The sequence below is a fragment of the Catenulispora acidiphila DSM 44928 genome (assembly GCF_000024025.1).
Taxonomy (GTDB): domain Bacteria; phylum Actinomycetota; class Actinomycetes; order Streptomycetales; family Catenulisporaceae; genus Catenulispora; species Catenulispora acidiphila.
Genome location: NC_013131.1, coordinates 7076002 through 7090605, shown reverse-complemented (window position 1 = coordinate 7090605; position 14604 = coordinate 7076002). Strand labels below are relative to the sequence as shown.

The following is a 14604-nucleotide window of genomic DNA, read 5'->3' as shown; positions in this document are numbered from 1 at the left end:
GCGGGAACCCCTCCCGCCCCTACAGCCCCTACAACCGCCCCTACACCCGCCGCCCCTCCTCGGCCGGCACATAGCCGCCCAACCGCTCCCACGCGATGATGTGATCCACCGTCTGGTCCACCGACCCCTCGGACTTCACCATCAGCACGCCCTCCTCCGGCGTCGGCGGCTCCAGCGCCGCGAGCTGGCTGCCGAGCATGTCCGCGTGGAACATGTGCCCTCGGCGGTCGGTCAGGCGCTGGTGCAGCGTCTTCAGGTCGACGATCAGGTAGACCATGCGGACCTGGGGACGCTTGGCGCGCAGCAGGTCGCGGTAGGAGCGCTTGAGCGCCGAGCAGGCGATGACGGCGGCGCGGTCGGCGTCGGCGGCCCGGTCGATCCAGCGGCCGATCTCGGCCAGCCAGGGGAGGCGGTCGGCGTCGGTGAGGGGTTCGTGCGCGGCCATCTTGGCGATGTTCTCGCCCGGGTGGAAGGCGTCGCCGTCGGCCCAGTCCCAGCCCAGGCGGCCGGCCAGGGCGGCGCCGACGGTCGACTTGCCGGAGCCGGAGACGCCGGTGACGACCACGACCGGCGGCGCCGTCCCGGGGGTCGCCGCCGTCCGGTCAGAGGTCGGTCGCTCCATGGTTCCAGCCTGGCACCGCCGAGGTCGGGGTGCTCGCCGACGAGTCCGGACGGGCCATTCGAGGGAGGTCCGGACCAGGCGGGAATAAAACCCCTTCGACCGGAAGCTCGAGCCGGTATGAGCAACGATGAACGTCAATCCTGGAACGAAGAGGTCATCAAGGAGTTCCGGGCCAACGCCGGCAGCGTCGAGCAGTTCGGTGGCAAGGGCTTGGTCCTGTTGCACCACACCGGAGCGAAGTCCGGCGCGGCCTACGTCACCCCGCTCGCCGGGTTCGCGCAGGACGGCGGCAGCTGGGTGATCGTGGCGTCCAACGCCGGCCGGGACAACCACCCGGCGTGGTTCCACAACCTGCGGGCGAACCCCGACATCGCCCTCGAGGTACCGGGCGAGGAGGCCGTGCGCACCGTGAAGGTGTCCGCGCGCGTCGCCGCTGAGGACGAGCGGGACGCGCTGTACGCCGACGTGGTCGCCAAGGCGCCGCAGTTCGACGAGTACCAGAAAGGCACGTCCCGCAAGATCCCGATCGTCGTCCTCGAGCCGGCTGCCTAACCCCGCTCTCCGCGAAGCCGCCGCGCGATGTGCGGCGGCAACTCATATGGCCGCTCCTTCGGCAGGTGCTGCGCTGCGCGGTCCTTGCGGCCCTCCTTGAGCAGGTCGGCCATCTTGCGCACCGTCGGCGTGATGTCGCGGATCTCGGTGGTCCAGGCGTTGACGTAGTCGGCGACGACGTGGCGGCTCAGCCCGACCTGGATCGAGCGGGCGTCCAGGACCGCGCCGGACAGCGTGCGCTCCGGGTCCCACTGGACGTGGACCCTCGCGTGCTTCATCTGCTGTTCCCAGTCCGCGTGGTCGGCGTGCACGCCGCGCTTGTAACCGGTCAGCACCGCCTGCGACAGCGCGTTCTCCCAGCCCTCGCGGGTGATCCGGACGGCCAGCACGTGCTCCTGCCCCGGCTTGCGGGCCCAGTTGCTGCGCCCCATCATCCACAGGAACGACGGCTTGATCCAGGTCATCCGCTGCAGCGAGAAGGGCTCGACGAAGCGCTGCGCGCGCACCGCCGGCTCGGCGATCTGCGCACGATAGGCCTGATAGACCACGATCGTTTCGCGGTCGTAGTCCGCGCGCACCTGGTGCAGCGGAAGGTTGTTTTCGTTGCCCATGAAGGCTTCCCCGTTCTGTTCCTACCTCGGGGAAGTCTCGCGCACCGAACCCGGCGGGCGCGCCTGATTTTCAGAGCTCGGATATCAAGGCTCAGCGCTGGTGCCGGTTCTCCCGCCACCACACGTAGGGGTTGTCGCTGCCGCGTCCGCCGCGGTGCACGACGATCTTGCCGAACGTGGACTTGCCGGTGATCCGGATCAGCGGTCCGTCCTCGGCGCCCTCCGGCGCGCTGCCGGTGACCGAGCGCTTGCCGAACAGCGCGCCGCCCTCGTCGACCACGCGCGCGTTCTCCGGGACCGTGATGATCGCCTTGCCGCAGAAGGCGTTGACGTCCAGGGTGATCTCGCGGCCCGGCAGCACGGCGTCGGCCAGGTTCACGATCAGCGCCCCGAAGCGCGCGGTGGCCACGGTGTGCCGCCCGGCGACCCAGCGGCCGGAGCGGATCACCTTGCTGAAGGTCGCGCTCAGCTCCTGGCGTTCCACCGCCGCGAGCGGGCCGGTGGCCGGTGCTTTGCGCATGTCGTCGGGCAGGTCGGCGGTGAGCGGGACCAGCTCGGCGCGGGTCGTGGCGGAGTACGCCGCATCGATGCGCTCGGCCAGTTCGGCGCTGGTCAGCCGGCCCTGGGCCAGCGCTTCGGCGAGGACCGCCGCCACCTCGTCGCGCTCGGCGTCGGAGGCGCGGACCTGGACGCCGCCGCCCGGGGCGACAGCCGGAGCCTCCGGAACCTCCGAAACCTCTGCGGCATCGGGCACGATGACCGGCACGAACCGGCTCTCTTCGGGCGCGGAAGTCATGCGGTCAGTGTAGCCGGAAACCATCCCGAACGCGATATGTCGCGTTGACCGTCCCGGGCGCCGTTCGATCGGCCAACTGTGGACCAACGACGAATGAAAGCCGTCGCTATCAGCGGGTTCTGTGCCCTGACAGGCCTTGTCCGGACCCTTATTCGCCTGGACAATACCGTCGCCACTTCCCCGCCGTTCCCCACATCCCCCACTCAGGGAGCACCAATGATCAGACGGAAACGTTGGATCGCGGGCGCCGCGTTCCTCGCCCTCATCGCGGGCGGGAGCATCGGAGCCGCACAGGGGCTGCAGAGTACGAGGCCGTCATCCGGCCCCGGCTCGTGCACCCTCATCGGCTGGAACCCGAGCACCGACCCGACGAACGCCAAGAACCTGCCGGTCGGCCAGCGGCCCCAGTCCTACCGGCCCGACAACTTCGACTGCTCCAGCGCCAAGTTCGCCGCGCTCGGCTCGGAGTTCACGAAGTTCCCGCAGCCGCACGACTTCTCGGTGAACAACCGCATCACCTACGAGCCCGCCGCCGCCGGCAAGCCGGCCACGGCGATCCAGCAGCCGGTGGCGGCGGTGAACCCGCTGACGCCGTACTTCCCGCCGTTCCAGCACTTCGTCATCGTCTACCGCGAGAACCACACGTTCGACGACTACCTCGGCGACTGCGCCACCACCATCTCGGCCTCCTGCAACGGCAAGGTGCAGAGCACCAACCACATCAGCTCGGTGCCGGACCTGCACAGCCTGGCCAAGACCTACGCGCTGTCGGACTCCTACAGCACGGGCACGCAGCCGCCCTCCGGTCCCAACCACTGGTGGCTGTTCTCGGCCCAGTCGCAGTCCAGCTCCCAGCAGCAGACCTACCCCTCCACCGGGACGGAGTTCGACCGCTTCCTGAGCAACACCAACGGTCCCACCAACGAGGGCACCAACGCCTGCACGGCGCCGACCGGCAACGGCAGCGGCTCCAGCCCGTACACGTTCGTCATGAACGGCGACTTCTACTGGATGCTCAGCAGCGGCTCGGGCTACTGGAAGAACCCCGCCGACGGCAAGACCGAGGTCCTGCCCCCCAACCGCCCGGGCACGAGCATCCCGGAGGAGCTGCACTACAACGAGTACACCTGCTCCAACCAGAGCCTTCCGGACAGCACCATCGCCAACGACTACATCAACTTCGTCAACACCAACGGCCTGCCGGTCTACAGCTACGTCGAGCTGTTCAACGACCACCCGGGCACCTACCAGGACATCCCGGGCAACGACACCGCGACCAACAACGTGGTCAACGCGATCGAGAACAACGCGACGTACAAGAACAACACCCTGATCATCGTCACCGAGGACGACACCCAGAACGGCAACAACGGCACCGACCACGTCAGCAACACCTACCGGGTCCCGCTGGTCGTCATCGGCCCGTCGCAGTACGTCAAGCAGGGGTATGTCAGCCACGTCGCGTACACGACCAACAACGTGATCGCGGCGATGGAACGGACGATGCAGAACGTCAAGGCCGGCATCATCGACCCCAACGACAACATCGGGCTGAACACCTTCCCGATGACCACCAACGACCAGGCCGCGCTCGGCGACCCGCTGGAGGACTTCTGGGTCCAGGGCTCGACCCCGCTGTCCGCCTCGGCCACGGCCTCCCCGACCACCGGCAACGCACCGCTCGCGGTGAACTTCACCGGCTCGGCGACCGGCGGCACGGCGCCGTACAAGTACAGCTGGAACTTCGGTGACGGCGCGACGAGCACCACGCAGAGCCCCAGCCACACCTACAGCTCCGCGGGCAGCTACACCGCGACGCTGACGGTCACCGACACCTCCTCCCCGGTCAAGACGGCGACCTCCCAGGTCGCGGTGAACGTCAGCTCGGTCGGCAGCCCGCTGGCGGCCTCGGCGGCGGGCACTCCGACCTCCGGACAGATCCCCTTGGCCGTGAACTTCACGGGAACGGCGACAGGAGGCACTCCCGCTTACCACTACAGCTGGAACTTCGGTGACGGCTCCGCGACGAGCACGGCGCAGAACCCGAGCCACAGCTACACCGCCGCCGGGACGTACACGGCGACCTTGACGGTGACCGACAGCGCCTCCCCGGTGAACACGGCCACGTCGACGGTCAGCGTCACGGCGTCGCCGATCATGGGCACGCCGCCCAGCGCGCCACAGAACCTCACCGCGGCAGCGGGTACCAACCAGGTGACGCTGAACTGGCAGGCGCCGGCGAGCAGCGGCGGTGAGAACATCACCAAGTACAGCGTCTACCGCGGCACGTCCAGCGGCACGGAATCGCTGGTGACCTCCGGCGGCTGCAGCGGCGTGAGCGGCAGCACTTTGACGTGCACGGATACTGGGCTAACCAGTGGTGTTGACTACTACTACCGCGTCACCGCGTCGAACCCCATCGGCGAGGGCGGGCAGAGCAACGAGGTCACCGCCACGCCGACCGGCAGCACCGGATGCACCGCCGGGCAGCTGCTGGGCAACCCGGGCTTCGAGAACGGCGCGTCCAACCCGGCGCCGTGGGCGATCACCTCGACGCACACCCCGCTCTCGGTGATCAACAGCAGCAGCTCCGAGCCGCCGCACGGCGGGACCTACGACGCGTGGATCGACGGCTGGGGCAAGGCGACCACGGACACGTTGGCCCAGACGGTGACGCTGCCGTCGGGGTGCACGACCGAGAAACTCAACTTCTATATGCACATCGACACCGCGGAGACCACGACCACCACCAAGTACGACACGCTCAAGGTGCAGGTCCTCAACCCGGCGGGCACCGTGCTGGGAACCCTGTACACGTACTCGAATCTGAACGCCAACACCGGATATTCGCTGCACTCGCTCAGCCTGGCGTCCTACGCCGGGCAGACGGTGACGCTGAAGTTCACCGGCGTTGAGGACGCCGAGTACCAGACCTCGTTCGTCGTCGACGACGCCACGGTCAATGTGAGCTGATCGACCAACGTGAGCTGATTTCCTTCAGCGAACGGGGAACCGGCCGGGTGCGAAACGCACCCGGCCGGTTCTGTGCATCTGGGATCAGTGCGCGGAGACCAGATCGACGTTGCCGTCGAACTGCCACAGCGGGTTCGACACGGTCTTGCCGCCGGTGACGATCAGGAAGTAGCCGTTGACCTCCTGCGGTCCGTCGCCGTCGGCGATGTAGCGGCCGTTGGCGGTGACGTCGAGCTGGTAGACGGCCTGAGCGGTGATGTTGTCGCCCGGGACGCTCCAGGAGACCGTGCAGCGCCAGTCGGTCCCCGGACCCTCCTGCTTGCCGAGCCCTTCGCTCTTGAGGCAGGTGGCGGCGCTGTGCAGCTGTGCCTCGGTGAGCGGCGGACGGCGCATCTGCTGCTCCTGCAGCCGGTAGAGGTGCGCGAAGGCGGTGGCGACCGACTGCTGGATCTTGTTCTGGTCGATGCCCGATCCGCCGGCGCCGGGCGTCACGGCCGCCACCACGCCGACGCTCGCGGCCAGGACGGCGGCCAGCGGCAGGACGCCGATCGTCAGGACCCTGCGTCCGGCGCCGTCGTTGGTCAGGTTGGTGAAGTCCCGGCGCAGGAAGAGCAGATAGGCCAGCACGGTCGCGGCCACGGCCCACACCACGCTGACGACGATGCCGATCAGCAGCGGCTTGAGCTGCTCGGGGTCGGCGAACAGACCGTTCCAGGAGATGAAGGCGTAGCCGGGCAGCGCGAGCCGGACGGCGACCGGCAGCGGCAGCATCTGCGCGGTCTGCATGCCCAGCGCGACGATCATCGGCAGCAGCAGGCCCATCGGCGAGCGGCCCAGCGCGATCGAGCCGAGCAGCCCGATGGCGGCCAGGGCGAGCGTCGGCGCCAGGACGGCGGTCCAGGCGAGCAGGACCTGGACGCCGGCGTCGCCGCCGGACAGGCTGTGGCCGTCGAGCCCGACCAGCGGGTTGTTCCCCTCGGCGAGCAGACCGCCGAGCATGCTGGAGAAGGCGAGCCCCGCGACCAGCAGCAGGATCACGGTGAGGCTGGCGACCGCCTTGGCCGCGAAGATGCGGCGGTGCGAGCGGATGGCGATGAGCAGGTGGCGCCAGGTACCGAGGCGGTCCTCGGAGGCGAAGACGTCGCCGGCCACCACGGAGGTGATCAGCGGCAGTCCCCACGTGCCGCAGAAGCCCAGCGCCACCAGGGATCCGGCCCAGCCGGTGGCGTGCATCCAGCGGCCGAACAGGGTGTCCGAGGGCAGGGTGCTCTGCTGGTCGATGGCGAAGACCAGCAGCCCCGGGCCGAACCAGCACAGCAGGATCAGGAGGCGTACCCGCCAGGCGGAGAACTGCTTGGTCAGCTCGAAGCGCAGGACGCGGGACACCGGGACCGGGCGGGCGGCCGGGGTCTGGGCTTCGGCCTCGGGCCCGGAGGTGTCCGTGGCGGTCGCGGTCATCGGGCGGCCTCCTGCGGCTGGTCGGTGCTCGGTTTCACGGCGGTATCAGTGGGCTGACCAGGGATCGGGTCAGCGCTCTGGCCGGCGCTCGGTTTCACGGCGGCATCAGAATGCTGATCCGGGCTTCGGCCGGCGCTCTGGCCGGACGCCGGGACCGATGCCTCGCCGTCGGTCTGCTCGGTGAGCGCCAGGAACGCCGCCTCCAGCGGCGAGACGACCGGCGCCAGCTCGCGCAGCGCGATGTCCGCGCGCACGATCCGGGCCACGAGCTCGTCCATGGCCGCCACCTTGCCGCGGACCACGATCGCCTCGGCGTCGGCGCGCGCGACGGCGTCGGAGCCCTCGACGATGTGGATGCCGGGCATCCCGTCGGCGACGGTGCGCGCGTCGGCGGCGTTCGAGACGCGCAGCCGGTAGTCCAGTTCGCGGTTCTCGTCGGAGAGCTTGTGCAGCGGGCCGGAGAAGACCACGCGTCCGGTGGACAGGATGGTGACCTCCGAGCACAGGGCTTCCAGGTCGTCCATGCGGTGGCTGGACAGGATGACCGTGGCGCCGCCCGCGACCAGGCGGTTCAGGACGCCGTGGACGTGCTTCTTGCCCGCCGGGTCCAGACCGTTGGCGGGCTCGTCCAGGACCAGCAGCCGCGGCTTGGTCAGCAGCGCGGCGGCCAGTCCCAGCCGCTGGCGCATGCCCAGGGAGAAGCCGCGCACCTTGTCGTCGGCGACCTCGGTCAGCCCGACCTCGTGCAGCGCTTCGTCGACGCCGGTGCTCGGCGCGTCCCGGTGCCGCAGCGCGACGAGCGCGGCGAGGTTCTGCTTGGCGGTGAGCGTCGGGTACAAGCCCGGACCGTCCACGAACCCTGAGACCCCGTCCGGAGCCGCCAGCGTGCGCCCCACCGGAGCGCCGAAGATCTCCAAAGTCCCCTGGTCCGCGACGGCGAGGCCCAGCAGCAGGCCGAGCAGCGTGGTCTTGCCCGCGCCGTTCGGGCCGACCAAGCCGTGGATCTGCCCTCGCGCGATGCTCACATCGACGTGATCGAGCGCGACGACGTCACCGAATGTCTTCGTGATGCCGCTGCCCCGCACCGCGACGCTGGTATCCATCCGCTCCTCCCTCTGCCGGACCCGCACCTGATTCCGGAGGAACCTACCCCTGGTACTTGGCGCTCACCCGCGAAACGGCTGAATGGGGAGGGAACGCCAGGGGGCGGCGGGGTGTCGGAGGGGAAGTCGCGATGCTGCTGCCGGTGCGGGGTCTATCAGCGGGCTGACTCGCCGCGCCTGGGTCTGCCGTTACCCCTGCGCCGGAGCCGGCACGATCGCGTCGATCTCCGCGAGCTGCTCGGCGGTCGGCTCCCAGTCGCCGGCGGCGGCGTTGGCCTGCACCTGCTCCGGGGACATGGCGCCGGAGATCACCGAGGCGCAGCCGGGCTGCGCGGCCAGCGCGGCGATGCCGACGTCCAGGAGGCTGCGGCCGTTCTTCTCGGCCCAGGTGATCAATGCCTCGACCTTGTCCAGACGGTCCTCGGTGACCCACTGGGGACGCCCGGCCAGGCGCGCGTCGGACGGGATGCCGGTCTCGCGGCGGACCTTGCCGGTCAGCAGGCCGTTGGCCAGCGGGAAGTAGGGCAGGACGCCGAGGCCGAAGTGGCGGGCGGCCGGGACGACCTCGGTCTCGGCGTCGCGGACCAGGAGCGACCAGTGGTTCTGCGCCGAGATGAAGGGCGTGGCGTTCAGCTGCTCGGCGACATAGTGCGCCTCGGCGATCTGCCAGCCGGCGAAGTTGGAGTTGCCCAGGTAGCGGACTTTGCCCTCGCGGACCAGATCGTCCAGGGCGGCGATGGTCTCGGCGATCGGGGTCGCCGGGTCCGGGGTGTGCAGCTGGTACAGGTCGATGTAGTCGGTGCGCAGGCGCTGGAGCGAGGCCTCCACGGCGCGGCGGATGTAGGCCCGGCCGCCCTTGGCGCCGGCCGCCGGCGGGTAGCCCATGTCAAAGCCCTGATGTCCGAACTTGGTGGCCAGGACCACCTGGTCCCGGCGGCCTTGCAGGACCTCGCCGAGGAAGGTCTCGGACTTGGACTGGCCGTACATGTCGGCGGTGTCCAGCAGCGTGATGCCGGCGTCGATCGCGGCGTCCACGACGCGGCGGGTGCCGGCCACGTCCAGGCGGCCGCCGAAGTTGTTGCAGCCCAGACCGACGACGGAGACGAGCAGACCGGAATTGCCGAGGTGACGATAGCGCATACCGGCGATCCTAGTCGGCGTTCCTCAGCCGTTCAGAAACTCCACCGGGACCATGACCAGCCGCGACCGGACGAACTCGCCGAGTCCCTTGGCCTGCGGATCGGCGCGCGTCGAGGACGCCATGCCCTCCCCGAGCATGCCGTAGACGACGAAGTTCAGCGCCCGCAGGTTCGCCAGCTCGAAGCGCTCCACGCGCAGGTCGCAGGACTCCGGGACCAGCTTCTGGAAGGTGTCGACGTCCAGGGTCTCGCGCAGCCAGGCGAAGGCGCGGTCGGTGCGGGTCCACAGCCCGACGTTCGCGGTGCCGCCCTTGTCACCCGAACGGGCGCCGCAGACCAGGCCCAGCGGAGCGAGCCGCTTCATTCCGTCAGAGAAGAACGGCTCGGGCGGACGCGGCGCGCCCAGGTGCAGCGGCGTCCCCATCGGCCGGCGGCAGGGTCGGACCTCGACGCGCTCACCGCTGGGCAGCACCGCGATGTGGTCGACGTGCCGGTCCTGGATCAGGGTCGGCCAGTAGACGCCGTACTCGACCTCCCGCGTGGGCGGCGCGGTGGGGTGGAACCCGGAGTAGCCCGCCAGCGCCAGGCTGGTCACGGCGCTGGTGAAGGCCTGCCCGACCTTGTCCGGGTCGGGATCCTTGACCGTGATGTGCAGGTAGGCGGTGGCTTCCTCGTCGGTGCGCGCCTGCTCGGCGGGCTTGTCGCTGCGCTGGAGCCGGACGTCCGCCGAGGCGAAGCGGCCGCGACCGCCGAGCGTGTCGAAGATCTGCGCCTCGGCCAGCATCGCCTTGGCCTCTATGTCCAAACCGGTGATGCCGAGGATGACGTGGTTCCGGAAGCCGCCGCGGAAGTTGAAGCCGACCTTGAGCTTGTGCGGGCCGGTCATGCCCTTGGCGCCGCGCATCTCCACCCGGTCCGGCGCCTGCTGGGTCAGCCGGATGGTGTCGAAGTGCGCGGTGACGTCAGGGTTCGTATAAGCCGCACCCTCGATCTCGTAGACGAGCTGGGCGGTGACCGTGCCGACCGAGACCACGCCGCCGGTTCCCGGATGCTTGGTGATCACCGCGGAGCCGTCGTGGGCGACCTCGGCGATCGGGAAGCCGGGGACGCGGGTGTCGGGCAGTTCGTCCAGGAAGGAGTAGTTGCCGCCGGTGCACTGCGGGCCGCATTCGATCACGTGCCCGGCGGCGACCGCGCCGGCCAGGGCGTCCCAGTCCTCGCCGGACCAGCCGTGCCACCAAGCGGCCGGGCCCACGACGAGAGAGGCGTCGGTGACCCGGCCGCAGACGACGATGTCCGCGCCGCCGGCTAACGCCGCCGCGATGCCCCAAGCGCCCAGGTAGGCGTGGGCGGTGACCGGTTCGGCGGCGTCGGAGAACGGCTCGCCGGTGTCCGTGTTCTCGAAGGGGACCTTCTTCGCGCGCAGCTCGGCCACGCGCGGCAGCAGGTCGTCGCCCTCGATGTGGGCGACCTTCAGGCGCAGGCCCAGATGCGCGATGAGGGCCCTGAGATCGTCGGCGAGCCGGGCCGGCTCCAGGCCGCCGGCGTTGGTGACGACCTTGATCCCCTTCTCCTGGCAGGAAGCCAGGACCTGGTTCATCTGCGCCAGGAAGGAGCGCGCATAGCCCGGGCCGCCGCGCTCGCGGGCCTTGACCAGCAGCAGCGGGGTGAGCTCGGCGAGGTAGTCGCCGGTGAGCACGTCGATCGGACCGCCGTCCACCATCTCCCTGGCCGCGGACAGGCGATCGCCGTAGAACCCGGACGAATTCGCGATGCGTACCGGGCGGCGTGGCAGGACCTGGGTGTTCACTTCACGACTCCTCGCAGTGTGAACCGAGCTCTCCCCGTGACTTTACTCGCGGGGTGCCCCCTGGCGGGCCAGTAGCGCGCAGGATTTCCTATAACGAGGTCGAGGGAATTCCGGTCGTACCGGATCGTCATAGGGCCCTGATGAGGCCGAGTCCTCCTGAATGAGGACGCCGTCATCCTCCAGGAGGTCACTCGCCAGGCTGATTACCTTGAGCTGCTCGCGACATATCGTCGCGCTATGACTGTCGACGAGCTGACGCCGCAGGAGATCGCGGCGGCTTTGGCGGCCCGCAAGGAGCTGGGCCCGGATTACGAGCAGGAGATCGCGGCGTCGCTGGCGGACCGGATGCAGCGCCGCATCGACTCGGAGGTGCTGGCGCGCACCGGCGGCGCCGGCGCGGCGTCGGAGGTCCCCAGGCGCCGCGACGAGTCAGACCTCGCCGACGCGGTGACCGCCCGCTGGACCGCGCTCGGCTCGCTGGCCGCCGGCACCGCGGTGACCGTCACCAGCGGCGGTCCGCACTCCACGCCGGCGGTCGTGCCGATGGCGTGGATCGCGATCATGGTGATCAACGTGGCGGTGAACGTCGGGCGGCGCAAGCGGCGAAGCCGGGGGTAGCGCGGGCGCGGGCTGGCAGGATGGCGCCATGGAACGAGTGCTTGGCATCGGCGGGTACTTCCTGCGCGCCGCCGACCCGACCGCCCTGGCCGCCTGGTACCGCGACGCCCTCGGGCTGGACACCGACGAGCACGGCCAGTGGCAGCAGGAGGCGGGACCGTCGGTGTTCGCGCCGTTCGCGGCCGATACCGGCTACTTCGGCTCCCGCGCGCAGCAGACGATGCTGAACTTCCGGGTCCGCGACCTCGACGCGATGCTGCGGCAGCTGCGCGAGAAGGGCGCGGCGGTCGAGGCGGACGTGCAGGAGATGGACGGCATCGGCCGGTTCGGCTGGGTGACCGATCCGGAGGGCAACCGGATCGAGCTGTGGCAGGAGTCCGCCTGAACGCGATCAGGGCCCGGATCCCTGGGGATTCCGAACCCTGACTATGACCGGTGCTTACTGGCTACTGCTGTTGACGTGCCTCGCGGCGCTCGCTGTCGGTTTCAGTCTTCCGGCAGCGGCTGCGGCGCCGACACGCCGGAGTAGTGCGCCGCCGGGCGGATGATCTTCGAGTCCTGCGCCTGCTCCAGGATGTTCGCGCACCAGCCGATGACGCGGGAGGTGGCGAACGTCGGGGTGAACATGTCGCGCGGGACGCCGGAGAGCTCCATCACCACGCCGGCGTAGAACTCGACGTTGGTGTAGAGCTGGCGGCCGGGCTTGAGCTCGGCGAGCGCCTTGAGCACGTGCTCCTCGACGGCCACGGCGAAGTCCACCAGGTCGCCGCCGAGCCGCTGGGCGACGCCGCGCAGCATGATCGAGCGCGGGTCGTCCGTGCGGTAGACCGGATGGCCGAATCCCATGATCCGCGAGCCGGCCTCGACCTGTTCGCGGACCCAGTCCTCGGCCTTGTCCGGGGTGCCGATCTCGTCCAGGGTGTCCAGTGCCCGCGACGGCGCGCCGCCGTGCAGCGGGCCGGACAGCGAGCCCAGCGCGCCGGTCACGGCCGCGGCCAGGTCGGCGCCGGTGGAGGCGATGACGCGGGCGGTGAACGTGGAGTTGTTGAAGCCGTGGTCCACGGTCGAGATCAGGTACTGCTCGATCGCGCGGGCCTGTTCGGCCGTGGGCTCGGAGCCGGTGAGCATGTAGAGGTAGTTCGCCGCGTACGACAGGTCGTCGCGCGGCTCCACCATCTCCAGGCCCTTGCCGAGCCGGTGGACCGCCGTCAGGATCGTCGGCGCCAGAGCGCTGACGAACAGCGCGTCGGCCCGCCGGGTCTGCTCGTCGATGTCATAGAGCGGCCGCATTCCGCGCTGCCCGGCCAGCAGCGGCAGCGCCGCCCGCAGGCCGTTCATCGGCTCGCCGTGCACCGCCTCGGCGATGGCCGGCAGCAGGGCCTTGACCTTGTCCGGGACGTGCCGCAGCGGGGTGGTCTCGGCGATGAAGGCCGCCCGCTGCTCGGCGTCCGGCAGGTAGCCGTCGATCATCAGGACCCAGACGTCCTCCAGGGTCCGCTTCTCCGCCAACTCCACCGCGTTGTACTGGCGGTAGTGGTAGAAGCCTTCCTCACCGCGCACGTCGCCGACTTTCGTGTCGGTGACGATGACGCCGGCCAGACCGCGCGGAACTTCCACGGTGGTGACGCTCCGCGTGGGGCGAGGCTGCTCGGATTCGAGCATCGTCGTGCCTCCTTGTGTGATTGTGTCGTCACCCCCGATCTTGGTGATCCGCGCGTTGTGCGTCAATCGGCGCGGTTGGTGATATGTGATGATCATGGGGTGTACGCTGGCCCTGTGACGGATGTGATCTCCCTCACCGGGCTGGTGAAGACGTTCGGGCGCCGGACCGCCGCGACCCGCGCCCTCGACGGCTTGGACCTGGCCGTGGCACCCGGCGAGGTCCACGGCCTGCTCGGACCCAACGGCGCCGGCAAGTCCACCACCCTCAGAATCCTGCTGAGCCTCCTGCGCCCGGACTCCGGCGAAGTACGCCTTTTCGGCCGCGATGCCTGGAAGGACGCGGTCGCCCTGCACCGCCGCTTGGCCTACGTCCCCGGGGATGTTGCTTTGTGGCCGGATCTGTCCGGAGGCCAAGTACTGGCGATGCTCGCCAAACTGCGCGGCCGCACCACCGACGCCAAGCGCATGGCGGACCTGTTGGAGCGCTTCGACCTGGACCCGGGCAAGAAGGGCCGCGCCTACAGCAAAGGCAACCGCCAGAAGGTGATGCTGGTCGCGGCCTTCGCCTCCGAGACGGAACTGCTGGTCCTCGACGAGCCGACCAGCGGCCTGGACCCCCTGATGGAAGCCGAGTTCCGCACCTGCCTGGCCGAGGAGAAGGCACGCGGACGCACCGTCCTGCTGTCCAGCCACATCCTGTCCGAGGTCGAAGAGGTCTGCGACCGCGTCAGCATCGTGCGCCGCGGCCGCGTCGCGGAGTCCGGCACGCTGACCGAGCTGCGGCATCTGACCCGGACGCTGGTCAGCGCGGAGCTGGGGCGGATCCCGGGTGCGTTCGACGGATTCGCGGGGCTGCATGAGGTGCGGGTGACCGAGCTGGAGTCCGGCGAGGGTGAAGGCAAGGGCGAAGGCGGCGGGGGAGTGCGGCTGGAGTGCACCGTCGACACCGAGCAGCTGTCGGCGCTGATGGTGATGCTCGGGACGGAGGGGATCAGGTCCCTGACGACCCGGCCGCCGACGCTGGAGGAGTTGTTCTTGCGGCACTACGCCGATCCGGGGCGCGGTCGGGCTGAGTATCAGGACGCACCCAGCGCCGCGTGAGGCTGAGCGCGGACTTGCCGGTGATGTGCTTCGGCGGCTGATCCTGGCTGGCGGTCGGCGGCGGCGTGGCTCGAGCGCGGGCTCGCGGGTGGCGGTGGCGGGTGGCGGGTGCGCCGGCTGATCCTGGCTGGCGGTCGGCGGCGGCGTGGCTCGAGCGGG

General features: G+C 69.9%; 13 protein-coding genes. 5 read left to right on the top strand and 8 right to left on the bottom strand.

What is annotated here, in order from left to right:
• Window positions 1-40: 40 nt before the first annotated feature.
• Window positions 41-622 carry a gluconokinase gene (locus CACI_RS30520; RefSeq protein WP_015794744.1) on the bottom strand — a complete coding sequence of 194 codons (582 nt, stop codon included), beginning with the start codon at window positions 620-622 and terminating at the stop codon, window positions 41-43.
• A gap of 117 nt (window positions 623-739) precedes the next feature.
• Between CACI_RS30520 and CACI_RS30515 the strand changes: the two genes are divergently transcribed.
• Window positions 740-1174, top strand: a complete 435-nt coding sequence (locus CACI_RS30515) for a nitroreductase/quinone reductase family protein (protein ID WP_015794743.1) — start codon at window positions 740-742, stop codon at window positions 1172-1174.
• On the opposite strand, the gene CACI_RS30510 is transcribed toward CACI_RS30515, so the two are convergent.
• Both CACI_RS30510 and CACI_RS30505 read right to left on the bottom strand, forming a co-directional pair.
• Window positions 1171-1785: a DUF4291 domain-containing protein gene (locus tag CACI_RS30510; protein WP_015794742.1), complete on the bottom strand. Its 615-nt coding sequence runs from the start codon at window positions 1783-1785 to the stop codon at window positions 1171-1173. The genes CACI_RS30515 and CACI_RS30510 overlap by 4 nt on opposite strands.
• Before the next feature lie 91 nt (window positions 1786-1876).
• Entirely contained in the window at window positions 1877-2581 is a 705-nt protein-coding gene (locus CACI_RS30505; protein WP_143765447.1) for a DUF1707 SHOCT-like domain-containing protein, read from the bottom strand.
• Between the two features lie 216 nt (window positions 2582-2797).
• Here CACI_RS30505 and CACI_RS53940 point away from each other — a divergent pair, with 216 nt between their 5' ends.
• On the top strand, window positions 2798-5554 hold the full coding sequence (locus CACI_RS53940) for a PKD domain-containing protein (RefSeq protein ID WP_015794740.1): 2757 nt from the start codon (window positions 2798-2800) through the stop codon (window positions 5552-5554).
• A gap of 84 nt (window positions 5555-5638) precedes the next feature.
• Here the strand turns inward: CACI_RS53940 and CACI_RS30495 are convergent, their stop codons facing one another.
• From CACI_RS30495 to CACI_RS30480, 4 genes are all read right to left on the bottom strand, one after another.
• A complete protein-coding gene (locus CACI_RS30495) occupies window positions 5639-7012 on the bottom strand; it encodes an ABC transporter permease (protein WP_015794739.1) in 1374 nt (457 codons plus the stop codon).
• Window positions 7009-8115 (bottom strand): ABC transporter ATP-binding protein, encoded by a 1107-nt coding sequence (locus tag CACI_RS30490; RefSeq protein WP_015794738.1) that lies wholly within the window; start codon window positions 8113-8115, stop codon window positions 7009-7011. The genes CACI_RS30495 and CACI_RS30490 overlap by 4 nt, the downstream gene beginning before the upstream one ends.
• Before the next feature lie 189 nt (window positions 8116-8304).
• Window positions 8305-9255, bottom strand: a complete 951-nt coding sequence (locus CACI_RS30485; RefSeq protein WP_015794737.1) for an aldo/keto reductase — start codon at window positions 9253-9255, stop codon at window positions 8305-8307.
• Window positions 9256-9279: 24 nt separating this feature from the next.
• Entirely contained in the window at window positions 9280-11064 is a 1785-nt protein-coding gene (locus CACI_RS30480; RefSeq protein WP_015794736.1) for an acyclic terpene utilization AtuA family protein, read from the bottom strand.
• A 237-nt stretch (window positions 11065-11301) separates the two neighbouring features.
• On the opposite strand from CACI_RS30480, the gene CACI_RS30475 reads away from it, so the two are divergent.
• Window positions 11302-11682 (top strand): hypothetical protein, encoded by a 381-nt coding sequence (locus CACI_RS30475; protein ID WP_015794735.1) that lies wholly within the window; start codon window positions 11302-11304, stop codon window positions 11680-11682.
• Between the two features lie 28 nt (window positions 11683-11710).
• On the top strand, window positions 11711-12067 hold the full coding sequence (locus CACI_RS30470) for a VOC family protein (RefSeq protein WP_015794734.1): 357 nt from the start codon (window positions 11711-11713) through the stop codon (window positions 12065-12067).
• A gap of 101 nt (window positions 12068-12168) precedes the next feature.
• Here CACI_RS30470 and CACI_RS30465 read toward each other — a convergent pair whose 3' ends face one another.
• On the bottom strand, window positions 12169-13344 hold the full coding sequence (locus tag CACI_RS30465) for a citrate synthase/methylcitrate synthase (protein ID WP_015794733.1): 1176 nt from the start codon (window positions 13342-13344) through the stop codon (window positions 12169-12171).
• 114 nt (window positions 13345-13458) lie between these two features.
• On the opposite strand from CACI_RS30465, the gene CACI_RS30460 reads away from it, so the two are divergent.
• Window positions 13459-14445 carry an ABC transporter ATP-binding protein gene (locus tag CACI_RS30460; protein ID WP_015794732.1) on the top strand — a complete coding sequence of 329 codons (987 nt, stop codon included), beginning with the start codon at window positions 13459-13461 and terminating at the stop codon, window positions 14443-14445.
• The last annotated feature ends 159 nt before the right edge of the window (window positions 14446-14604 follow it).

Coding starts and splice junctions, on each gene's coding strand:
- CACI_RS30520 (WP_015794744.1), bottom strand. CDS start 622: ATGGAGCGACCGACCTCTGACCGGACGGCGGCGACCCCCGGGACGGCG.
- CACI_RS30515 (WP_015794743.1), top strand. CDS start 740: ATGAGCAACGATGAACGTCAATCCTGGAACGAAGAGGTCATCAAGGAG.
- CACI_RS30510 (WP_015794742.1), bottom strand. CDS start 1,785: ATGGGCAACGAAAACAACCTTCCGCTGCACCAGGTGCGCGCGGACTAC.
- CACI_RS30505 (WP_143765447.1), bottom strand. CDS start 2,581: ATGACTTCCGCGCCCGAAGAGAGCCGGTTCGTGCCGGTCATCGTGCCC.
- CACI_RS53940 (WP_015794740.1), top strand. CDS start 2,798: ATGATCAGACGGAAACGTTGGATCGCGGGCGCCGCGTTCCTCGCCCTC.
- CACI_RS30495 (WP_015794739.1), bottom strand. CDS start 7,012: ATGACCGCGACCGCCACGGACACCTCCGGGCCCGAGGCCGAAGCCCAG.
- CACI_RS30490 (WP_015794738.1), bottom strand. CDS start 8,115: ATGGATACCAGCGTCGCGGTGCGGGGCAGCGGCATCACGAAGACATTC.
- CACI_RS30485 (WP_015794737.1), bottom strand. CDS start 9,255: ATGCGCTATCGTCACCTCGGCAATTCCGGTCTGCTCGTCTCCGTCGTC.
- CACI_RS30475 (WP_015794735.1), top strand. CDS start 11,302: ATGACTGTCGACGAGCTGACGCCGCAGGAGATCGCGGCGGCTTTGGCG.
- CACI_RS30470 (WP_015794734.1), top strand. CDS start 11,711: ATGGAACGAGTGCTTGGCATCGGCGGGTACTTCCTGCGCGCCGCCGAC.
- CACI_RS30465 (WP_015794733.1), bottom strand. CDS start 13,344: ATGCTCGAATCCGAGCAGCCTCGCCCCACGCGGAGCGTCACCACCGTG.